Below are 19278 nucleotides of genomic sequence, written 5' to 3'. Positions count from 1 at the left end.
ATGCGCCGTCTCCGCACTCTCCTGCTTCTAGCGCTTACTCTGCTGGCCGCGACTTTCGCGACATCTTCGTTTGCCGCCTCCGGGTTTTACCCGATTTATTCCAGCCCGACGGCTGGCATTCAGATCGACGCCCAACTACCGTGGGACCAGATTCCCTACGGCCGGGAAGGCTATTTCCCGATGTATATTCGCGTCACGAACAAGTCGAAAAACGACGGACGCTGGCAGGTCAGCAGTCTCTGCGATTCCGGGTACTACCAGGCTATGGTTAGCATGCACGCCAACGCGACGCTAGAGGTTCCTGCGGGCGAAACGCGCACCTTTGAATTCCTCTGCCCACTGGCCAACCAATACCGCAGCAATAACCTGCGCGTTAATTTCTCCGGCACTGGCATCAAACAGTCCACCACCTTCACACGGAACTCTAGCGGCTACCGCTCGGACGATATCGAGGCCTTCGGCGGCATGTCCGACGACCTCTACAGCAAGTTTGGGCTCCAACTGACCAACAAGATCAACAACTACGGCAACGCCATTTTTTACGTATCGCTCACGCCAAGCATTGCCCCCGAAGACTGGCGCGCCTACCAAGCCTTCGACCGCCTTTATTTCAGCCAAGAGGAATGGGAAAAGCTCAAGCCCAGCGCCCGCCGCGCTATTGGTGATTGGCTCATGCTCCAGGGTACGCTCCATATTTTGGCTGACCCCGCAGACGGCCTAAACGCCAGCCTAAGCGACCTCCCCGAAGGCGGCCACTTGCGCACCCTCGGCCTCGGCCGCGTCATCGTATTTGATGACAGCGTCGAAGCAATCAGCGCCTTGATTGCCAGCATTCCAGACTCCACCACCAAGCGCTTCGACCGCCACAATCGCCTTCCCTCCGATGTTTTTGGCCGCAGCAAAAATAACTTCATCAACTACGCCTACAAACCGCAAGACAGCCAGTTCATTCAGTTCGCACCGCCCCCAACCGAGCAGGAGAGCAAGCTTAGCCAAAAGCTGGATAAGGTATCCGGCGAAGCAATGTTTTTCGAAAACACGGTCCAGATCGAGAGCGTCAACTACAGTATCGTAATCCTCAGCGTCATTGCCTTCGGCGTGATCGTCGGCCCCGTGAACTTCTTCATGTTCGCGCGCGGCCGCAACCGCTGGCGCGTGTTCATTACGATCCCGGCCATCTCAATTATTTTTTCGCTACTGATCGTCATGAGCATCATCCTCAGCGATGGCTTTGGTGGCGAAGGTCAAACCAGCCGCATCGTCCTGCTCGACTCCGCGCGCAAGACCCGCATCAATCTGCAAGACGAGCTCTCCGTCACGGGCATCCTGATGAACGATACTTTCGAGATTCCCGACACCGGAACCTACATCCACATCGGGTCCAAGCTGCCCAACTCAACACTCGACCGCGACGGTAACTTTGCAATGCAAAGTAACCGCTACTCGGGCGATTATTATCAAAGCCGCCGGCTCCAATGGAACCGGCTGATGAACGTCACACCATCGCGCGAAGCCGTGCTGGTCAAAACCGGCAAAGGCGAAGCGACGATCAGCTCCAATCTGCAAGCTAATTGCCGCGAACTTTATTACATTGATGACGATGGCGACTTCTGGCTCGTGCACGATCTCGGCGTCGGCCGCAGCGCGCAAGCAGCGCCCAGTACCAAGGAAGCTTTCCGAAAATGGTGGCTTGAGCGCGCCAATCAGGGCGGAGCCTCCGAGCTCTTTGCCCCCAACCGCAGAATCGCCGCGCGCAAGGGGTGGTTTTACGCGCGAGCGGAGCCAGTACAGGACTCCTACCCCGAAACGCTAAAGAACATCGACTGGCAAAATCACCAAACGCTGATCGCTGGCCCAATCGTCAAAGAGGGGGGCAACTAACATGGCTGAAACGATGATCAAAGTTGAAAACGTCCACCGCCGCTTCCGCAATGTGCAGGCCGTCGGCGGCCTGAGTTTCTCCTGCGCCGCCAACAGTGTCGTGGGGTTCATCGGGGCCAACGGCGCGGGCAAAACGACCACCATGCGCATGATGGTCACGCTCGACAACCCCGACCACGGCCTCATCGAAATGGCCGGCTACGACACCCTCGCCCACCCGCGCGAAGTCCGCAACCTCGTGGGCTGGATGCCCGACCACTACGGCGCGTATCCCAACATGGACGTGCTCGACTACATGGATTTCTTCGCCCGCGCCTACCACCTGCGTGGCACCAAGCGACGCGCCCGCATTGATGAGGTCATGGACTTCACCGAGCTCAACCGCCTCGCCGAGCGCCCTTGCCAAACACTTTCCAAGGGCGAAAAGCAACGCCTCTGCCTCGGTCGCACCTTGCTCTCCGACCCCAAAGTTTTGATCCTCGATGAGCCCGCAGCCGGCCTCGACCCCAAGGCGCGCCTTGAGTTTAAAAACCTCGTGCGCCAGCTCAAGCAGATGGGCAAGACGCTCTTCATCAGCTCACACATTCTTTCCGAGCTCGGCGAGATGTGCGACTCCCTGCTCTTCATCGACGCCGGACGCCTTGTCCATCATGGCGACGCCGACAGCCTAACCAACGGCTCCGTCGAGGGCCTTGTTCTGCGCATCCTCACCAAGGGCGCGCCGGAGAAGCTGCAGCAGTTTATCGAGCAGCACGAGCAGATGGCCGTGCGCGAAAACTTGCCCAAAGGCGCGTCCGTTAACTTCGTCATTGAAGACGGGGGCAACGTCGAAGATAGCCTCCACGAACTACTCCAAACACTACTCGCGCACGGCATCGAAGTGTATGATTTCCACCGCGAACCCAAGCGCCTCGAAGACGCCTTTGTGGACATGCTAACCATCAAGAAAAACTGACGTGCTGAAGCGATTCACAGGCGAACGCGAGTTCAGCGATTTCTTTAACCCAATCCTGTTGCGCGAGCTTAAGCGGGCCGTGCGCTCCCGTTTTTTTGTGGGCGCCTTTGTGCTCGTGCAACTCGCCATGATCCTTTTCGTCACCTTCGGTATGGCTACCGCGACAACAACCGGACAGGTCCAATCAATCAGCGCCATATTCTGGGTGATCATCGGCATTTACGTGGTAGTCTTGAATCCTCTCATGGGCTTCAACGCCATCGCCCAAGAGTATCGCGACGGCCGTCATGAGCTGCTCGTTATTACTCAACTCAACACAAACCATATTCTGCTGGGCAAACTCTTTGCTCTAAACATTCAAGGTTGGCTCACCGTCCTCTCACTTGCGCCCTACCTCACTGTGCGTTACTTTGCAGGCGCGATAAATCCCATACAGGAGCTTCTGACTGTTGCGGGCATACTCTACGCATCCATCATTGCGACCACCCTAACGGTCAGTTCCTCAGCGGCGCGGACTCGCTGGGGCCGCGTTGTGTTTTTTCTTTTCGGCGGCTTCCTGCTGTTCCTCTTTTCCGGCATGGCGGGGACGGCGGCGGCTGGGGCAGGCCCCATTGGCGGCATTGCTATCCTAATCATGTTTCAATCGTTTTTTAGCTTTCTCTTTTTCATGTCGGCCAGCGGCATGCTCAACCGACAGGCGGTCGCATCCGCCGCAGTTTTTGACACCACACCAATGGCCGCACTCTGACCTCTACCATGCTCAAACGACTTCTCGGCAACCGCGAATCCAGCGACCTCGTCAACCCGGTTCTCCTCAAGGAACTGAAGCAGGCCGTGCGCTCCAAGCAATTTGTTGGTGTGTTCGTCACGGTGCAGATCGCGATGATTCTCTTTGTCATCTTCGTGATGGCCGCCGCGACCGGCGCCAGCAACATGGAAGAAATCAACGCCTTCTTCTGGAGCATTGTCGGCGTGTATCTGCTGTTCATTCTGCCGCTGTCGGGGCTCAATGCGCTGGGCCGAGAATTTGATGATGCGCGCCTGGACTTGCTTCAACTCTCCTGCATGCGCTCGCGCGGCATTGTGTTTGGCAAATGGCTCTCGCTGAATTTCCAGGGATTGCTCGTGGTGCTCTCGCTGCTGCCTTACATCGTGCTGCGGTATTTCACTGGCGCCGTGAATCCGCTCTACGATCTGATCACGCTTAGCATCCTGCTTTACTTCTCGCTAATTTTTTCCGGCTTAGCCATCTGCGTCTCGGTAGTGAAGGGCAAGATCCTCCGCGTCCTCGTGGCCATCGGATTGTGCATCGGTGTGATCATTTTGGTAAACATCTTCGACAACACTTCTCTCTTGAGGAGCAACCCGCTGGACATCATCACCGGCGACAACTTCTATGTCATCGTCCCCCTCATTCTGCTCATCACCATTCTTAGTGGTGGTCTGCTCCTGGAGTTCGCCAGCGCACGCATCAGCCCCCTCGCGGAAAACCACGAAACGCCCAAGCGTTTTTACCTGATCGGCTTATTCATCATGTGGTGCCTGGCCTACCTCACGCAGCAAGAGGCAACGATGGCGCTAGCCTTGTTTTCGCTGAGCCTCGCACTGATTGCCGTCAGCATCAGTTGCATGGTCAATGAGCCCGTTGCCCTGCCTGGCATCTATTGTCCATTCCTGCGCCGCGGCAGTGTATTACGCGCGTTGAGCCGCATTTTCTTATATCCGGGTTGGCCCTCGGGTGCCAGCTTCGTCGTCATGATGTTTGCCGCTTACACCGCCACCGTATTTTATTTTGACCGCTCCGGCAGTCCCGGCAACACCCCGAAATTCATGCTCATGATTCTGGGCGTAGTCGGCTCGCTCCTCATGCCGCGTGCGATCTTTGTCATTTTCAGAATGCGCAATGGCGGCGTGCGCCTCTTCATGCTCGTGCAACTCGTTCTAATCTGCGTTTGCGTGCTGGCCATGCTCACGGAGGAGGTCAAGAAGTGGCCCATCACCGATGGACTCTTCTGGCTGCCGCAAGCCGGCGTGCTCTGCCTGGGGCTTATTAAAAACAATTCCACCCAACTCGACCTTTATCTGATTGGCAACGCTGCCGTCGCGATCTTCAGCTACATCATCATCATCGTAGTTGGCTCCGCCCGCATGAAGGCTCAACAATCAGCGCTGGAAGCACAGGCTCAGGCGATCAACGAACGTAAAAAAGCTGAGCAGCAAGCAACTGCCGACGCAGCGCATGCCGAACCCATTGAAGCATGAGCGCCGACGCCATCCAGTTGCCCGACTTAACTTTGCATCGCAAAGCATTGAAAAATGCCGAAGCCGCGGCACGCGTCATCCAGCTGTCATTCCGCCGCGACAACTGGCACGGGCAGGCGGGCAATTGGGCGGGCATGGGCATCGGCAGCTCGATTGATTTTCAGGACCACCGCCAATACGTCCCCGGCGACGACCCGCGCCACATCAACTGGCAGGCCTACGCCCGCAGCGGTCACTACACCATGAAGCTCTACCGCGAGGAAGTCAGCCCGCAGGTGGACCTTGTCTTCGACGCCTCCAGCTCCATGTATGTCACGCCGGAGAAAGCGCAACGCGCGCTGGAGCTGCTTTACTTTGCATCGCAAAGCACGTTTCAAATCAACGCCCAGCTCAAGGCCTACCAAATCGTGGGCGACAAGGTGAAGCCCATCGCAGTCGAGAGTCTCCACAGCGGCAAGCTGGACCTCATCGCCACCGCAGGCTCGGTGCCCGCCGTCCCCCACTTTGACCGCGTCCCCTGGCGCGCGCAATCGCTCCGCGTCATCGTCAGCGACCTGCTGTTTCCCAGCGCGCCGGAAGCGGTCGTCAACATTCTCTCGGGTGGCCGCATGCGCTGCCTGATCTTCTGCCCGTGGGCCGAGGAGGAGGCCAACCCGAACTGGATTGGCAACGTAGAGCTGGTTGACTGCGAGCACGACGCCCGCCAAACGCACAACCTCAACGTCAACGAGCTCGAGGCCTATCGCCAGCGTTACCGCAACCACTTCGCGGTGTGGAGTGATGCCTGTCGCCGCCGCTCCATCGACTTCGCCCGCGTGCGCTCCACCGGCGAGCTCGTTCCCGCCCTCACCCGCGAAGCCCTCGGCTCGCAAGCCGTGGAGGTGCTCGGCGCATGAACCTCTTCCTCGCCAACCAATGGGGGCTGCTTGGCCTGCTCGCGATCCCGGCGATCATCGCCATCCACTGCTTTCAGCACAAGGCGCGCCCTGTGCTCGTCTCGACGCTCTTCCTGATGCCCAAGCCGAAGTCCGAGAGCCGGAGCGGGCGACGCTGGGAATTCTGGCGCCACTCGTGGGCCTTCTGGATGCAGATCCTTGCCGCGCTGCTCCTCACGCTTTTGCTCACGCAACCGCGCATCATCAAAGACGAATCCACTGCCAAGGTTGCCATCGTCCTCGACGCCTCGGCCTCGATGAGCGCCTTCACGGGCGAAACCGCGCAAACCGTCGACCGCATACTCGCCGACACGCGTCGCCTCGCCGGCAGCACGACGTGGCTTATCCGTGATTCACACCCAACGAGCTCGCGTTTTTATCAAGGCGACGATGTAAACTCTGCATCGCAAAGCTTGGCCGACTACCACCCCAACCGCAGCGCGCACGATCCCACGCACGCCCTCCGCGCTGCGCAAGTCGCCGTGGGCCGCGAAGGCCGCGTAATTTACGTGACCGATGCGCCCGCCCTGGAGTTTTCCTCGCTGGCAGAAGTTGTCACCGTTGGCCAAGCGTTGCCCAACGTGGGCTTCACCGGCGTCCGCGCGAACAGCCGCGACGGACAGATGATTTGGCAAGCGATGATTCGCAACTACGGCGACACTGAGCAGACCCGCCAATGGTGGATCGCCAGCGACGACGGACAGCAAACTGAGCCGCAAACGATCACCATTCCCGCGCAAGGCGTGCGTCGTGTCGGGGGCGCCTTCCCCGCCGACCAATCCGCCATCACACTGCGTCTCCAAAACGACGACTTCACTATCGACAACAGCGCGCCAATCGTCAGCCCGCAGATGCGCCCTGTCGCGGTGAAGCTCTTTGGCGGGCAGGAGTTCACCACGTGGATTCGCAAAGTCGTCGACCGCATGCCCGCGCTGCGCTATGGCAATGTGGACGGCCAGACCGACATCGGTATTTACTCGCTTGAGACCGCCGACCGCCTCACCTCGCTCGCCGAGCCCAACGCTATCGCCTTCGCCAAGCTCCCCGCCGAAGGCACGACGCTCTCCGCGCCGCAGTCGTTCGTGGAGCAGCACCCGCTCGTCGAAGGCATTACCTTCAACGGCCTCGTGATGCAGCGCGGCGAAGAGCTCCCCCTGCCCCCCAGCGATCAAGCCGAGGTGCTCGTGTGGTCCGGCGCCGAGCCACTCATCTATTTAGAAAGAAGCGTCGCCGGACGCGTGCTCGTGTTCCGCTTTGACCCCGAGCAGAGCAACCTCGACCGCCTACCCGCCTACGTCATTTTGATGAACCGCTATTTCACGCGCGCCCGCGAGCAACGCACCACGCCCTGGCGGGAAAATTTCGAAACGCACCAAGCGTTCCAACTCCCCGGCGGCGCCACAAACTTTGCGATGCAAAGTAAAGACGGCGCCAGCACTCCGCTTGCTTCGTGGAACGCCCCGGCCGAGCCCGCGCTCTTCACCATCACTCACGAAGGCCAACCCATGCTCCGCGGGGCCGCACGCTTTGCCGACATTCGCGAGGCCGACTTCACCGCCGCCGCCTCCGAATACGACCTCACCGCCGGCAACGAAAAGCTGATCCGCCAAAACACCGAGGACGACTTCCTCACCCCGCTCTGGGGCCTGCTCCTCGTCGGCGCGATGCTGGCGAGCTATCATTTCGCCGGTCGCAACCAGTAATTGGCCTTGCCTCGGGCCATAGCGCCGCGCTTGGCTGTCGCCGTGAAACTCACCCCAGCAAAGTCGATCCTGCCCGTCGCGGCGTTTATCTGGCTGATCTCGCCCAGCTTTTATTGGCTGTGGCAGGAGGCCAGCCCGGTCGAAACGACTTTGCTGCCCGCGCTTTCCCTCGGCCAACGCATCCTCCTCGCGCCGCATTTGATCCTGGAGCAGCTCGGCTACTGGCTCTGGCCGATGGCGCGCGAGCCGCTGACCTTTACCGTCGCCCCGGGCGCGGTCATGCGCGAGGGCCTCTTCTACTGGCTGATCCTGGTCCTGTTCATCCGCTTTGCGTGGCGGCTGAAAAAGATCGAGCCGTGGATTTTCTACGGGGTTATCATTTCCTTTGTCGAAATGATCCCCTTCAGCGGCATCGCGCCGGGGCTCGTCACGCCGTTCGACCACTTTCCGCTGCTGCTCGGCGGCATGGGGCTCTCGCTCACCGTCGCGGCGCTCTTTGTGCGCGGGGTAAAATTCTGGCGCGACACCGAGCGTGGCCGCCAGGCAATGATCCGCCGCCACGGTTGGCGGGCCACGAGCGTGCTCGCCATCGGCTGGGTCGGCCTGATGAGCGTCAACCTGTTCGCAATCATGGGCCGCAGTTGGGAGCAGCGCATCACTGCGCAGCAAACCGACTCGCCGGAAATCGTCGTCGCCACGGAAATTGCCCGCCAATACGGCGTCGACGGCCGGGCCGCGGAAGCCGAGTCGTTGATCATCCGCTGCGGCCAGGCCGCGCCCTGGTATGCCGAAGTGTCGGTGGTTAAAGCTGAGCTCCTGCTCCGCCAGGGCCTGCCCGACGCCGCGCGCGTTCATTTGGAGAAAGCCCTGGAGCTGGCGCCCAACCACCAACACGCCAAGGAATTGCTTCAAAGCTTGCCCAACACGTCAGCCACGCCGCAACCGTAACAAAACTTTTTCTTATACCAGGCTTGACTTAAATTAGGATTTGCCGATTCTCAGCAGCGTTTCAGCTGCAAAAGGTCGGCAAACCGGCTTGGTGCAGAATAACGCTTGCAAAGGGTTGGAATCAGGCTTTGCTTCCACCTTCCACACCACTCTGCACGGAGTTTTTCAACCAGAACCAACAAACACAGATATCATGGCAGTAAAAGTAGGTATCAACGGCTTCGGCCGTATCGGTCGCCTCGTGTTCCGCGCTCTTGTAGACAAGGGCCTCCTCGGCACGGAAATTGAAGTCGTTGCAATCAACGACCTCGTCCCCGCGGACAACTTGGCTTACCTCCTCAAGTACGACTCGATTCAGGGCCGCTTCAATGGCACCGTCGAAGCGCCTGACGGCGACACGCTCGTGGTCAACGGCCACACGATCAAGAGCCTCTCCGTGCGCGAAGGCCCGGCAGCTCTCCCTTGGGGCGAGCTCGGCGTAGACATCGTCATCGAGTCCACCGGCCTCTTCGTTCAAGACGAGAAGGCTAAGGGCCACCTCGACGCTGGCGCCAAGAAGGTCATCATCTCCGCTCCCGGCAAGGGTGACGGCGTCAAGACCGTCGTTCTCGGTGTCAACTGCGAGTCCCTGACCGCTGACGACAACATCATTTCCAACGCAAGCTGCACCACCAACTGCTTGGCTCCGATGACCAAGGTGGTCCTCGAAGAGTTCGGCATCGTTGAAGGTCTCATGACCACGGTCCACAGCTACACCGCAACCCAGAAGACGGTTGACGGCCCGAGCATGAAGGACTGGAAGGGCGGCCGCAGCGCAGCGATCAACATCATCCCCTCCACCACTGGCGCCGCCAAGGCTGTTGGCCTCGTGCTGCCGGAAGTTAAGGGCAAGCTCACCGGTATGGCTTTCCGCGTTCCGACCCCAACCGTTTCGGTTGTGGACCTGACCGTGAAGACCGAAAAGAAGACCTCTTACGAGGAAATCTGCGAAAAGATGAAGGCTGCTTCCGAAGGCTCCCTCAAGGGTATCCTCGGCTACACCGCAGACGAAGTTGTCTCCAGCGACTTCATCCACTGCGAGCTTTCCTCCATCTTCGACGCCGGCTCCGGCATCGGCCTCAGCGACGACTTCTTCAAGCTCGTTAGCTGGTATGACAACGAGTGGGGCTACTCCAACCGTTGCGTCGAGCTCATCCAAAAGGTTGCTGGCCTGCTTTAAGCAGTCCCCTAAACCCAAGGAACATTCCTTTACAACCGCTCCCGGCTTTCCGGGGGCGGTTTTTTGCAGCGTCCCGCTGCACCGTCGGATGCGTCGCATCCGGATTTGCGCAGTGCGCAAATGGTAGGGGCGGTTGAAAGTGGACGAAGCAGCGGCTCAAGGCCGATACGTCGAGAACGCTTGCTTCGGGTCGTCCGCAATCGAATAGACGACGACTCTACCGTTTACCTCGGTAGGCACGCCGTCGATCGGTAAAGTGATTTTGCCATCCCCATTCTGGTCCACGACCAGGACTATGTTGGGGTTGCCAAAGCCATCGACTATGGTCGGGTAGTCCCAGCCCTTCGGCGTTTGCCACTCATGTTCTGGAAAGCTGTAGAAGGTGATGCACTTTCGATTCCCAGCCGCCCGAGCTGCGTTATGATTCCGCACGCCATCGATTGAATCCCCACTGAAGGCCGCAACGTAGCTCTTAATATCCGGCAGCTCGGCGAGATTCACGCTTTCGCGTCCTTGAAAAAAAGCTGGGTAGCGCCCGTACTCTTGGTTAAACGCCTCCAAAACAGCGACATAGCTTTCAAACTGAATCCGCGTGCGTGGCATGGAGATATCCCGTCCACCTGAGGACGAAATCGGTACAAAAATCCCCACCAGTATCGCACTACAGGCCAGAGCGGTTACGATCTCTAATTTTCGTCCCACAGAGGACATCTATCACATTCCACTAATTTCCGCGCCCTAAGTCCTTGATGCCCAACGCGGGTTAATAGTGAGAGCTACTCACTATTAAAATGCTCAAGTGAGCACTTTTCCATTGGCAAAAGGCCGGAAAGCATTAGTATTCTATTGATCACTTAAGTGGCGTATTAAGTAGCATAGGCGTCCCGCCTGTGCCCTACCCCCATCTGACTGCGCACAGGCGGGACGCCTATGCTACTTAACGCGACTACTCCACAGAACGCTCATCCTACGTAGCACTCGCTGAAGCTTCGCGCTCCTCCTACTCCCACACACTTTACACACCCTACACACCCTACACACCCTACACACTCTACACACTCTACACACTCCCAACCTTACACACCAATGAACTCTCCCATCCAACTCCATCCGCCTTAGCCATTGCCGCGACGGTATCCCAGTCGACGCCAAGCGGGGGCTTTCGAGTCGGCCGTCATGTGAGCGTTGCGACAGCGGGCCCATTCGCCACCGGGTAGGTGTAAAATGCCCGGTGATCGACGCCCAATGCTACCGCAAATCAGTTCCATACCGGACCCTCTATGCCAGCCTGCCCAGCGCAGTGTCGACGTTCACATCGCGGCCCCTGAGCCGCGTTGGCCCCACCTGCGCCTCGTTTCCGGCGAGCGGGCGGGTTGGGCAGTGTTCTTTGAAATTGAAAAAGGCGGATTTACCCCCCCCCCCCCCGGCCCCCTGCGGGAGAGGAAAAGGAAAATGATTAAAGGAAATAGTTCGAGCGTTGTCCTCGGATATGGAGTGCGCCAGTCCTCTGCCGCTTTAGCATTTTGCGAAAGCAGAAAAGGGTTCGTATGAGCTTTGTTCCATTCGAAAGCGCCAGAGGACTGGCGCACTCCATATCGCGGCGGCATTGTCGTCCAGCTCTTCGCCTCCAAAAAATTGTGAGCAAATTCAAAGGCCGCCGATGGATTTGCCGCACACGGTGCAAATTTCCCAAACGGAACCTTCAGCATTCCTTCCCAAAACAAAAGCGCCAGATATCTGACGCTTATTGGTAATCGATTCGTGAGCGCTGTTGATCAACTACGCCCAGTCTCAAAATTTTAGTTTGTGCTCTGTAATTTCCGACGCGCACTAGCGCTCGTTCGGGAACCAGCCCAGGAAGGCCGACTGTGGCGTTTTTTCCCAGGATACGTCGTCACAACCGAAGATTTCCTGGAAGACGCCACCGAACTCGTCGTCAATGCGGGACAGTGTCTGCTCATCGCCCTTACCGGCGACATACTCGACCTTGCAAATCCAGTGGTGCTCTTGAAAAGCTTCAGCCCAAAGCGAGAAGGTTACATCTGGCATTTCCTTGGAGAGCTTTTTGAGGGCCTTGAAAGGCGGCTCCCATTCACAGTGGAAGAATACGCGGTCTTCGCTGGTCTGCACTTTATCGCCGGCCTCGGCGGCAAGCTGCTTGACCGCTGCCAGGGCGGCTTCACGCTGTTCGGCGTTCTCAGACGCCACGGCAATTACGTTATCAATATCGATGTGCAGACTCATTATAAGAAAACCAAAGTCGCGCACTTAAGTGCCCGCAAACTAAATTGGCCAGTCAAAAAAGTTCCGATGACGCATTGCCAGCCACCAAACCCATGACAAATGCGTGAAATTCACCGCTCGAGAGGGCATTTAGGGGGACTTTTGTCTGTTTGCGATTGAATCAGAGGGCTAAAACAGTTGAAACAGGGACAGTTCATCCGAACTCCTCTGCAAAACCGCTAACTCCTACTGTTATGTCTCGACCCGTCACTCTGTTCACCGGCCAGTGGGCCGACCTCTCCCTCGAAGCTCTCGCGCCCAAGATCAAGGAAATGGGCTACGACGGCGTCGAGCTCGCCTGCTGGGGCGACCATTTTGACGTCTCCCAGGCCGGTAAGAAAACTTACCTCAAGGAAAAGTGGGAGCTCCTCGCCGACAACGGCCTGACCTGCCTCGCCATTTCCAACCACCTCGTCGGCCAGGCCGTCTGCGACAACATCGACGCGCGCCACAAGTCCATCATCCCCGACTACGTCTGGGGCGACGGCAAGCCGGAAGGCGTTCGCAAGCGTGCCGCCAAGGAAATGATCGCCACCGCCAAGGCCTGTCGGAAATTCATGGACCTCAAGCCAAAGGGCCTCGACGATTGCAAGCTGCCCGCCGTGGTCAATGGCTTCACCGGTTCCAGCATCTGGCACTACCTTTACTCCTTCCCGCCCGTCTCCACACAGATGATCGAAGACGGCTTCAAGGACTTCGCCACGCGCTGGAAGCCCATCCTCGACGCCTTTGACAAGGTGGACGTCAACTTCGCCCTCGAAGTCCACCCGACGGAAATCGCCTTTGACATTGCCAGCGCCGAACGCGCAATCGCGGCACTCAAGGGGCACAAACGTTTTGGCTTCAACTACGACCCGTCGCACCTCGGCTACCAGGGAGTCGACTACGTGAAGTTTATCCGCACCTTTAAGGACCGCATCTACCACTGCCACATGAAGGACGTGTGGTGGGATCACGGCAATGGCGACGTAGGCGTCTTCGGCGGCCACACCGACTTTGGAGACCCGCGCCGCTACTGGGACTTCCGCTCCCTCGGCCACGGTGACATCATGTTTGAAGACATCATCGTCGCGCTCAACGACATTGGCTACGCCGGCCCGCTCTCCGTCGAATGGGAAGACATCCGCATGGACCGTTTCCACGGCGCCACGGAAGCCGCGGAATTCGTCCGCAGCATCGACTTCCCGACCAGCGACGTTGCCTTCGACGCCGCCTTCGACAAGGAGAAGTAAGCCCAGCAAATAGCGGACAACAGGCCTAAATCAAGATTGCGCATTGGGGCGTGATACACTTCAATCCGCCCCAATGAAAGATCAGGGGCTGCATACTGGTCGCGATTGGATTGCCTGTCCAAGCTGCGACGCGCTGCACCGCAAGCCGGCGCCAACCGCCGACGGCGACGGCCTTTGCACCTCCTGCGGGCACCGGCTGTTCTCCAACTTGGTCAACCCGATTCAGCGCTGTCTGGCGTTTTCACTAGCCGGCCTGGTGCTTTTCATTCCCGCGAATGTCTTCCCACTAGTGGCAATCAGCTCCTACGGCGTGCACTCGTCCAACGACCTGATTTCCGGCCCGTTTGACCTGTTCAACGAGTATCATATGCCGGGCATTGCGACACTCGTCTTCCTGACCAGCGTGGTCTTCCCGCTCGTCTTCCTGCTCGGGTTAGCCGTGGTGAATACCTGCGCGCTGTTCAACCGCTACCCAATCTGGTTCGCCCACCGCTTGCGCATCACGCAAATCCTCAACCGCTGGGCCATGGTCGATGTTTACATTCTGGCGTGCCTGGTGACCTTTGTGAAGCTCGCGGACCTCGCCAAAGTCGATCCCGGCCCCGGCCTTTTCTGCCTCGCGGGCGTGTTGGCGTGCACGGTGTTTGCGGGCATGAACTTTGACCCCACCCTCCTCTGGGATCGTTATGCCCACCACAAACAGGAGGCCGCCGGATGAGCCGCCCCACCGCCCGCAGTCACCAGCTTGTGGCCTGTGAAACCTGCGGCCAGCTCTCACGCTTGCCGGAGAAAGCCCACGGTGCCCTCTACTGCCCGACCTGTGGCGGCCGCGTAGAAAGCCGCATGGAGCGCATGGTCTCACGCACCTGGGCACTCGTCATCGCGGGCTTCATTCTCTACATCCCGGCCAACCTCTTTCCGGTCATGACGATCAGCATCCTCGGCAACCCCGAGTCGGACACCATCATGAGCGGCGTCATTGAGCTCTTCCAAAGCGGCATGTGGGCCATCGGCCTACTCGTGCTGTGCGCCAGCGTAGCCGTCCCCCTGATGAAGCTGGTGAGCCTCGCCTACTTGCTTTTCTCCGTCCAGCGCGGCCACCGCACCCGCACGCGCGACCGCACCCGGCTCTACCGCATCGTTGAACTGATTGGCCGTTGGTCGATGCTCGATGTTTTCCTGGTATCCATCCTCATCGCGGTGGTGGACCTTGGGCAGGTGGCCACCATTAGCCCGGAGATCGGCGCGGTGTTTTTTGCCAGCGTCGTCATCGTGACCATGTTTGCCGCCAATACTTTCGATCCACGCATTATCTGGGACCGCGCGGAGTCCCCTTAACTGATTCTCTCCATGAATAAAAAAGACAAAGAATCGCTACCCGAAGTCACCATCACCAAGCACCACAGCTTTTCGATCGTGTGGGTCGTGCCAATCATCGCACTCGCCATCGCCGGTTGGCTGGCCTACCGTGCGATCGCCATGCGCGGGCCGGAGATCGAGATCACCTTCACCGACGGTTCAGGCCTGGTTGCGGGTAAAACGGAGATCCAATACCTCGGCGTCAAAGTCGGCTCAGTGGACAAAGTGCACCTGGACGAAAAGTTGTCCAAAGTGGTCGTCCGGGCACGTCTGGAAAAAAGCGCAGCTGGCCTGGCGACCGAAGATGCCGCCTTCTGGGTCGTGCGTCCGCAGATTGGTTTTGGTGGGGTGCGCGGCTTGGACACCCTGCTCAGCGGCCCGTATATCGGCGTCGCTCCAGGCAAAGGCGGCAAGACCGTTCACCAATATGTTGGCCTGCCCGATCAACCACCTGCTGGCCCCCGCGAACCCGGCCTGAACTTAATTCTCCAAGCGGAGAAGCTTGGCTCTCTCAGCAACGGCGACCCCGTTTACTACCGCGAGTATCAAGTTGGCGAAGTTGACCAAGTTTACCTAGCCAGTGATGCACGCACCGTCCACGCCCACGTGCACATCAAGGATGAATTCGCGCCGCTAGTCCGCGAAAACACGAAGTTCTGGAACGCATCCGGGATCGGCATGAGCCTCGGCCTGTTTGGTGCCAAGGTGAAAACCGAGTCTCTCAGTGCGCTCTTCAAAGGCGGCATAGCCTTCGCCACCCCCCCAAATGACGAGATGGGCGCCGAGGTTGCCGACAACACCGTCTTCAAGCTCTTCGACGATCCAGATGACGACTGGACCGAGTGGTCGCCCACCATCGACTTGCCCCTGGTCAGTGAGAAGCTCGCCAAGTCAGTCAGCGTGAGCGGCATCCCTGCCTCGAAGGACGCGACCATTGCCACCCCCGCTGGCACTCAGGACGTCAAAGACGAGTCTGAACCGAAGAGGCCTTTCAGCCCGCCCGGACGCCACGAGTAGGCTGAGACTTCAAGCACGACAGCGCCGACTCATTCATGCCTGTTTCAACCGCCGCGGTGCCATCATCTCATATTCTGGGTAAATTCTCGAAAGCTTCGGGTCGGGCTCATAGCATTTAGAAACAAAAAACCCTGTCAGCCGGAGACATCCGAAAACCCGACGCTGATAGAGGCCGAAATCAGCACTCCGGCATTCAAGTTCTCATCCAAGTAAATCTAAATATGCAAGTGTGCGCCTAGAACACTTAACGTAGGCATTTAATTGAACTCAACCAAACGGAAATTCGAGAAACACATCATTGTCGGCCTTAGCAAGCACTGCCCCGAGATTGTCATGCCGTTCTAACCTATCTCGATCAAAAATTTTTTATACACCTCCAGAAATACGTTGACAACGCGCACATTATTTACTTCATTGAATGAAACAAAAGATTACCATGAAATATATCCTAAAAACAACTGCTCTCGCGCTCTTCTTAATGAGCGCTACGATCTCAAATGCGCAAACACTCGTAATTGATGATTTTGATAGCTACGGCGATACTGCTGCGCTACAGACGAACTGGAATTCATTCGGCACTGCCGCCTCCTCTGGGGCACCAACCCTTGCAGCTGGCGAAGGCGTTAGCGGTAGCAATGCCGCCAAATTCAGTTTGAACTGGTTTGATGGAAACAACGCAAACATGCGCCGTATCAATCTCACGAATCTGGACCTCAGCAGCTATGACTTCCTCGATATCTCCCTGTACGTCGAAACTGATGTCGGTAACGTATCTCCTACCGTACCCACGATTCTTAAAGTCGCCTTTCAATCGAGCGATGGCACAATATGGCAGACATCATTAAGCTTTGCCCAAGAACCGAATGTAGACTCCTACTCTCTGCTTTCATTCGAATTATCAGAAAGCATGATGCAGCGAACAAACGGTAGCGGATCATTCTCCTCAACCATTACTGATATTACCAATATCCGCCTCAGATTCGAGAACAGCCAAGAATCCAATGTAGGGCAAACTGCCTTTATCAGCTCGATTGCCGCATCTACTATTCCAGAACCTAGCTCCTACGCGCTCGGCTTCGGCGTGATGATGATTGGCACAGTATTACTTATACGCCGTAAGCGTAGCTAAATACTAGCATCCGAGGTAACACGGACCATTTTAAATAGCGCGATTCAGTTGTTAATCGCGCTATTTTTGCATCCCCCCATCCCCTCGTAACCGCGCATGAAATAATTCATGGCGTGAGCTGAGCTATGCTTGGCGCAAAACACTAACATCATCAAAGGCAATCCATGTACGACTACACAAATCTTCCCTTGTGCAAGGGAAGCTACTCCAAAATCCTGGCGACCAGCCTGTGCATATTCTTGCTTAGCGCAGTCTTACTCCGAGCAAATCTAGATCGCGCCCTCTGGGTATGGGATGCAGAATGCATAACCAACTCAACAAAACGCTCTGACTTATTCAACTTCTGCACGACCAAAGGCATCACCACGATCTTCATCAACACTGGCAGCGCATTTGTAGCCCCCAGCGACTCTGCCTACAGCAGCAAGCACCCTGTCACCAACCCCCAGTTAGGGCAATTTAACATCGCGGCGCATAACCTCGGTCTTCAAGTCCATGCTTTGGATGGCGACCCATCATTTTGCCTGAACAGCCAGCATAGCAGAGCCCTCGGGCGCATGCAGAAAGCAGTGAATTTCAATTACAACCAAGCTAGCAATGCACGCCTCGATGGCTTCAATTGGGACATTGAGCCCCACGGCCTTACGGCATGGTCGAACGCAACCAATCAGCAAAAGCTCGCATATCTAAATGGCCTACTACTCGTCGCAGAGCAATTAACGGACGAATCGATCTACGCCATGCCCGAATTACCCATCGGCTTTACCATCCCCTTCTGGTACGATAATAGCGACTATATCCGCACATTCAATGGCCTCACGCAGGAAACGACATTCCACCTGTTCGACATTGTGTCCAATGCTGATAATTCCTACATCGCGATTATGGCCTATCGCGATGACGCTTTTTCTTCATTCTCTATCGCAGAAGATGAGTACAACTACGCAAAGCTCAACACTCCGGCAGTTAAAATCTGGCATGGATTAGAGACAGGCCCCTTCTCTCCTGAATACATAACATTCAACGAAGAGGGAGAGTTCGACCTCAACTCAAACATTGCACTCTTAGAGTCTTACCTGAGTCCATACCTCCCATCGAATGCCGATGTAGTCGCCGGTGTGGCCATCCACTCATATCAGTATTACAGCGCCTGGTAAGTAGCTCCATAACCCTTAAACGCAAGTCTCGCGGAGCTCATCACTTCGCGAGACTTTTTTGCGCAAATGCACCTGCCTGCTACGAAACCTTCTTCATTGTATCCGCATCAAAAAGATGAATCTTGTCGATGTCCATTACGACTCGCGCTCGCTCGCCAATACGGTGGTGATTCTCACTTGGAAAACGACCTATAAAATCATGGCGTCCGGTATTGAAGTAAAGATAGGTTTCCGAACCCATAGGCTCGACTACCATCACTTCTGCATCGACTTCGCATCCCGACGCCTGTCTTCGCAAACCAATATCCTCCGGGCGCACACCCATCATAATCTTGCGGCCACTAAAGTTTCTGGCCAAGGCAGTCAGCCGATCATCAAGTGATAAACGAAATGGCGCGGCGCTCATATTCTCCTCAACAAAGGAAAATCTATTACCTTCTTTTTCTATTTTTCCGCTAAAGAAGTTCATTGGTGGACTACCAATAAAGCCAGCCGTGAAAATATTGTTTGGGTGCTGATACAGTGAGATAGGATCGTCTACCTGCATAATTTCGCCCTCCTTCATCACGCAAATACGATCCCCCATTGTCATGGCTTCGACTTGGTCGTGAGTCACGTAGATCATCGTTGCCTGCAAGCGTGAATGAAGACGGGATATCTCGGTACGCATCTGTACGCGCATCTTCGCGTCGAGATTGGAAAGAGGCTCATCGAACAAGAAGACCTTTGGCTTCCTCACAATTGCCCGGCCTAAAGCGACACGCTGACGCTGTCCGCCGGACATTTGCTTTGGCTTGCGCTCCAACATACTTTCTAGCCCCAAAATTTCGGCTGCCTCATGAACACGATTACGAATTTCCCCACGAGGAAACTTCTGCAATTTCAAACCAAAAGCCATGTTGTCAAACACCGACATGTGTGGATAAAGGGCATAGTTTTGGAAGACCATCGCAATGTCACGGTCCTTCGGCGCGACTGAATTCACGACGCGCCCATCGATTTCGATCGTACCCGAGGTAACATTCTCCAACCCCGCGATCATACGTAAGGTGGTCGATTTGCCACAGCCAGACGGGCCAACCAGGATCATAAACTCTCCCTGCTCTATCTCTAAGTTAATGCCTTTCACTGCGGTAAATTTGGCACGTCCGCTATCCTGATATTCTTTGACCAGATTGTTTAGATTTACTAAGCCCAT

General features: G+C 56.8%; 17 protein-coding genes. 14 read left to right on the top strand and 3 right to left on the bottom strand.

What is annotated here, in order from left to right; translation table 11 throughout:
- The 8 genes from RBB62_RS05545 (at window position 1) to gap (ending at window position 9903) form a co-directional block, all read left to right on the top strand.
- Window positions 1-1881 carry a hypothetical protein gene (locus RBB62_RS05545; protein ID WP_309397741.1) on the top strand — a complete coding sequence of 627 codons (1881 nt, stop codon included), beginning with the start codon at window positions 1-3 and terminating at the stop codon, window positions 1879-1881.
- Window position 1882: 1 nt separating this feature from the next.
- Entirely contained in the window at window positions 1883-2836 is a 954-nt protein-coding gene (locus tag RBB62_RS05540) for an ABC transporter ATP-binding protein (RefSeq protein ID WP_309397740.1), read from the top strand.
- A gap of 1 nt (window position 2837) precedes the next feature.
- Window positions 2838-3584 carry an ABC transporter permease gene (locus RBB62_RS05535; RefSeq protein WP_309397739.1) on the top strand — a complete coding sequence of 249 codons (747 nt, stop codon included), beginning with the start codon at window positions 2838-2840 and terminating at the stop codon, window positions 3582-3584.
- An 8-nt stretch (window positions 3585-3592) separates the two neighbouring features.
- A complete protein-coding gene (locus tag RBB62_RS05530) occupies window positions 3593-5098 on the top strand; it encodes an ABC transporter permease (RefSeq protein ID WP_309397738.1) in 1506 nt (501 codons plus the stop codon).
- On the top strand, window positions 5095-5994 hold the full coding sequence (locus tag RBB62_RS05525; RefSeq protein ID WP_309397737.1) for a DUF58 domain-containing protein: 900 nt from the start codon (window positions 5095-5097) through the stop codon (window positions 5992-5994). The genes RBB62_RS05530 and RBB62_RS05525 overlap by 4 nt, the downstream gene beginning before the upstream one ends.
- On the top strand, window positions 5991-7736 hold the full coding sequence (locus RBB62_RS05520) for a BatA domain-containing protein (RefSeq protein WP_309397736.1): 1746 nt from the start codon (window positions 5991-5993) through the stop codon (window positions 7734-7736). Before RBB62_RS05525 ends, RBB62_RS05520 begins: the two co-directional genes overlap by 4 nt.
- 42 nt (window positions 7737-7778) lie before the next feature.
- The gene (locus tag RBB62_RS05515; RefSeq protein WP_309397735.1) at window positions 7779-8684 is read left to right on the top strand and encodes a tetratricopeptide repeat protein; all 906 of its coding nucleotides are present in this window, start codon (window positions 7779-7781) and stop codon (window positions 8682-8684) included.
- Window positions 8685-8877: 193 nt separating this feature from the next.
- Window positions 8878-9903: a type I glyceraldehyde-3-phosphate dehydrogenase gene (gene gap / locus RBB62_RS05510; protein ID WP_309397734.1), complete on the top strand. Its 1026-nt coding sequence runs from the start codon at window positions 8878-8880 to the stop codon at window positions 9901-9903.
- Between the two features lie 156 nt (window positions 9904-10059).
- Here the strand turns inward: gap and RBB62_RS05505 are convergent, their stop codons facing one another.
- Window positions 10060-10506 (bottom strand): hypothetical protein, encoded by a 447-nt coding sequence (locus RBB62_RS05505; protein ID WP_309397733.1) that lies wholly within the window; start codon window positions 10504-10506, stop codon window positions 10060-10062.
- Between the two features lie 1227 nt (window positions 10507-11733).
- The gene (locus tag RBB62_RS05500; RefSeq protein ID WP_309397732.1) at window positions 11734-12147 is read right to left on the bottom strand and encodes a DUF1281 family ferredoxin-like fold protein; all 414 of its coding nucleotides are present in this window, start codon (window positions 12145-12147) and stop codon (window positions 11734-11736) included.
- Between the two features lie 233 nt (window positions 12148-12380).
- Between RBB62_RS05500 and RBB62_RS05495 the strand changes: the two genes are divergently transcribed.
- The 6 genes from RBB62_RS05495 (at window position 12381) to RBB62_RS05470 (ending at window position 18080) form a co-directional block, all read left to right on the top strand.
- Window positions 12381-13418 (top strand): sugar phosphate isomerase/epimerase family protein, encoded by a 1038-nt coding sequence (locus tag RBB62_RS05495; RefSeq protein ID WP_309397731.1) that lies wholly within the window; start codon window positions 12381-12383, stop codon window positions 13416-13418.
- A 73-nt stretch (window positions 13419-13491) separates the two neighbouring features.
- Window positions 13492-14136, top strand: a complete 645-nt coding sequence (locus tag RBB62_RS05490) for a paraquat-inducible protein A (RefSeq protein WP_309397730.1) — start codon at window positions 13492-13494, stop codon at window positions 14134-14136.
- Window positions 14133-14756: a paraquat-inducible protein A gene (locus tag RBB62_RS05485; RefSeq protein WP_309397729.1), complete on the top strand. Its 624-nt coding sequence runs from the start codon at window positions 14133-14135 to the stop codon at window positions 14754-14756. The genes RBB62_RS05490 and RBB62_RS05485 overlap by 4 nt, the downstream gene beginning before the upstream one ends.
- A 12-nt stretch (window positions 14757-14768) precedes the next feature.
- Window positions 14769-15794 (top strand): PqiB family protein, encoded by a 1026-nt coding sequence (locus RBB62_RS05480; protein ID WP_309397728.1) that lies wholly within the window; start codon window positions 14769-14771, stop codon window positions 15792-15794.
- Window positions 15795-16212: 418 nt separating this feature from the next.
- Window positions 16213-16923 (top strand): hypothetical protein, encoded by a 711-nt coding sequence (locus RBB62_RS05475; protein ID WP_309397727.1) that lies wholly within the window; start codon window positions 16213-16215, stop codon window positions 16921-16923.
- 164 nt (window positions 16924-17087) lie between these two features.
- On the top strand, window positions 17088-18080 hold the full coding sequence (locus tag RBB62_RS05470; RefSeq protein ID WP_309397726.1) for a hypothetical protein: 993 nt from the start codon (window positions 17088-17090) through the stop codon (window positions 18078-18080).
- A 79-nt stretch (window positions 18081-18159) separates the two neighbouring features.
- Here RBB62_RS05470 and RBB62_RS05465 read toward each other — a convergent pair whose 3' ends face one another.
- Window positions 18160-19278 (bottom strand): ABC transporter ATP-binding protein, encoded by a 1119-nt coding sequence (locus tag RBB62_RS05465; RefSeq protein WP_309397725.1) that lies wholly within the window; start codon window positions 19276-19278, stop codon window positions 18160-18162.

The organism is Cerasicoccus maritimus (assembly GCA_031296935.1).
In the GTDB taxonomy this organism is placed as follows: domain Bacteria; phylum Verrucomicrobiota; class Verrucomicrobiia; order Opitutales; family Cerasicoccaceae; genus Cerasicoccus; species Cerasicoccus maritimus.
The sequence above is the reverse complement of the archived record's forward strand: the minus strand, read 5'-3'. Positions and strand labels throughout refer to the sequence as shown.